Origin of the sequence: Kitasatospora sp. NPDC057512, from assembly GCF_042802135.1 — a bacterium.
In the GTDB taxonomy this organism is placed as follows: Bacteria; Actinomycetota; Actinomycetes; order Streptomycetales; family Streptomycetaceae; genus Kitasatospora.
Map to the genome: position 1 here is coordinate 1 of NZ_JBHVET010000873.1, position 3173 is coordinate 3173.

Genomic DNA, 3173 nt, shown 5'->3' on the forward strand with positions numbered 1-3173 from the left:
CCCCGTGGGGCGTTGACGGCTCGTAGGGCGCTGACAGCTCGTAGGGCGTTGACACCTGGCAGTCCGTCACACCTCGTAGGGCGTGATCGTCTGCTCGGCGCGCCCGTCGAAGACCTGCGCGGTCACCGGGTCGCCGCTGCCTCCGGACGTGCTGGAGGTCATGGCCCAGCCGCCGGGGTTCACCACGGCCTCGTTCATCACGTCGTACGTCCACTGCTGCGCGGCCGAGCCGTCACACGCGGCGGGGGTGATCTGACCGCCGACGGACGGCGGCGCGGTCAGGCATTCGTTGCCCTCGGCGCTGCGCATGCTGCCGTCGCGGGCGAAGACGAACAGCTGGTTGCCGTTGGGCGATTGGGCACAGCCGTAGGTGATCACGCCGGTGGCGCCGCCGCGGTCCAGACAGGCGCCGTTGGTGAAGCGCAGGGGCCAGCGGGCGGACTGGCCGAGACCGGTCTCGGTGATCAGCGTCCCGTCGTCCTGCTTCTGCTGCCGGACCATGTCCTGACAGGTGCCACTGGTCGACGTTCCCGTGTTCTCGGCGGTGAGGGTGCCGCCGTTGCCGGTCATCCTGCCCCACCGGTTCTCGGCGTACGCGTTGTCGTCGCACACGTACCGGGAGTCGTTCCAGTCGAAGTACTCCACCCAGCTGTTCCAGCTCGGCTGGATCTTCGAGGAGTTCGGCAGCAGGGCCTCGCCCAGGACGAAGCTGGTACCGGCGGTCTCGTCGCTCACGGTGACCTTCGCCCAGTGGGTCACGGGGTCGATCTCCACGTGGAAGGCGTAGGTGTCCCCGGTGACGGGACGGCCGTGGTTGACGGTGCTGTTGGAGCACTGCAGGTGCTGGCCCTCACCCTCGTTGTTCCAGCAGTGCGAGCCCTCGGTCCCGTCCTTGAACTGGAGGTCCTGGTCGGCCCAGGTCGACCAGAGGAACTGTCCGTCGTTCTGCTTGCCGAGCTGGAAGCCGGTGTAGGAACCGTTCCCGTCAAAGGTGAACTGGTGCGCCCAGTACACGTCGCCGTCTCCCGGACTGGTGACCACGGTGTTGCGGAAGTCGACGTCAGTCACGGTGTCGGTGGTGTGGAAGGTCCAGTCCGAATAGGCGCCGGGCGTCTGACCGGTGGCCGCGATACTCGCGGCCACCGGCGGGGCGGACGGCGTCGGAACGGCCTCGGCCGTCACGGCTCCGGCCCAGATCCCGGAGAGGGAGAGAAAGGCCGCGACGGTCGCCGGCCAGGCGGACGGACGGGTTTGCGGACGGGCTGGGAACGACACGTGGGGCTCCTCGGAGGAATCGGAGGAAATCGGGTGGTCGGGCATCCACAGGATTTCTCCGGCCGGGAGGACGCGGCAATCGGAAGCGCTACGGAACGTCACGGATTTCCTGCCGGTGACGCCCGAACCCCCTGGTCAGCGGGACGCTCCGGCGGGAGGTCCGGACAGGGGCAACGGCACGTGGGACGACCAACCGGACGCATCGGAGGACCGCCGTCCGGAGCATGACCGGGCGGCGCCATGACGGTCGGTCGGGATCGTTCCTCGACGCCGCCCTCGCCCGAGCCCCGGCCCGAGCCCCGGCCCGGGCGACGGATCCCGCGGGCCGACGGACGTCGCGGTCCGGACGGCTCCCGCGGGCCGATGGATGTCGCTGGCCGACGGATGTCGCACGCCGACGGATGTCGCGGTCGCGCCGACCGCACCTCCGGCCGGGTCCGTCCCCTGCGCGGACCCGACCGGCAGCCCATGCGGCGCGTACGGGAAAGGCGCGTACGCCTGTCCCGTGCCGTGGGGATCGAGCCTAGGCAGGGGCGCTTACCGATCGCTTACCGATCACTGACGGATCGGCCGGCGGCCGGTACGACAAGGGCCCGGGCCGCTACCGGACGTCGCTCAGCTCCCGCGCCTCCGCGAGCACCCGCGCGGCCGACTCCGGCAGCCCGGCCGCCTCGTAGGCCCGGCCGAGCGCCCGGAGCGCCTCCGCGAGGAAGGAGCGCCAGCCGCGGGCACGCCACACCAGCACGGACTCCTCCAGGTGGGCGACGGCCGAGGCGTGGTCCCCCGCCGCCAGGTCCAGCTCCCCGAGGATGCCGAGGGCCTGGGCGAGGTGGTGGCCCAGGTCGAAGCGGCGGGCGATGGCCAGCGCGGCCTCGGCCGTCTCCCGGGCGCGGTCGTCGCCGGTGGCCGCGTACAGCGTGGCCAGGTACAGCAGCGAGAACGCCTCCACGTAGCGGTCCTTGAGCGAGCGGGCCATGGCGAGCGAGCGCAGGAGCAGCTCGCCGCCCCGCTCCACCTGACCGGCCCGGCCGTGGGCGGCTCCCAGGAACTGGATCGCGGTCGCCTCGAAGCGGGTGTTGCCGATCAGCCGCGCCAGCCGCAGCGTCTCGGTGAGGTGCTCGATCGTGCGGTCGAGGTCCGTCTCCCCGTGGGCGATGGCGATGATCTGGTGCGCCCGGGCCTCGCCGCCCGGGTGGTCGTGGGCGGTGGCGAGGTCCAGGGCGTGCCGGCCGGCCTCCAGGGCCTCCTCCGCGCGGCCCTGGGCCACCAGGCTCCAGGCCGTCAGAACGAGGGCGTCGGCCGTCCCGCGCGGTTCCCCGACCTGCTCGAACAGGCGCCGCAGGTGCCGCGCGCGCTCCTCCAGGGCGACCATCGTCTGGGCGCCGTCCGCCAGGTCGACGGCCGTCCCGGCGCCGTCGGCCGGGGTGGTCCAGGTCGTCACCTCGATCAGGCCGCGGGTGAGCACGGCGGTGCCCAGGCCGTCCCCGGCCGACCGGCAGGCCTGGAGGACGGCCAGGTGGGTGGTGCGCCACTCGTCGTACAGGCCGCGCACGTCGCAGTACTTCTCCTGGCAGGCAGCGAGGTCCCAGGCCACCGGCACCATGCGCAGCGCGGCGGCCTGCCGGGCGCTCGCGTTCAGGGCGGGCTGCTCGGCGTCGAACCAGGCCATCGGGTCGTCCAGCAGCGCCGCCGCGACGCCGGACGGCATCGGGTGGCGCGGCGCGGCCCCGTGGATCGGCGCGAAGCACGGCCCGGGCACCTGGTCGGCCGCCTGCTCGGCCAGCCAGAGCCAGGCGCCGAAGGCCCGTCCGAGCGCGGCGGCGCGGGCGGCCGGCTCGTCCGCGGCCTCGGCGTGCTCGCGCGCGTACAGCCGGACGAGGTCGTGGAAGCGGTAGCGC

General features: G+C 73.1%; 2 protein-coding genes. Both read right to left on the minus strand.

Annotation, left to right across the window (positions count from 1 at the left end; all coding sequences use genetic code 11):
* Positions 1–66 precede the first annotated feature (66 nt).
* Positions 67–1275 carry an RICIN domain-containing protein gene (locus ACFU6K_RS35095; RefSeq protein ID WP_380670086.1) on the minus strand — a complete coding sequence of 403 codons (1209 nt, stop codon included), beginning with the start codon at positions 1273–1275 and terminating at the stop codon, positions 67–69.
* Between the two features lie 601 nt (positions 1276–1876).
* The coding region (locus ACFU6K_RS35100) for a tetratricopeptide repeat protein (RefSeq protein ID WP_380670088.1) at positions 1877–3173 on the minus strand (1297 nt) is incomplete at its 5' end.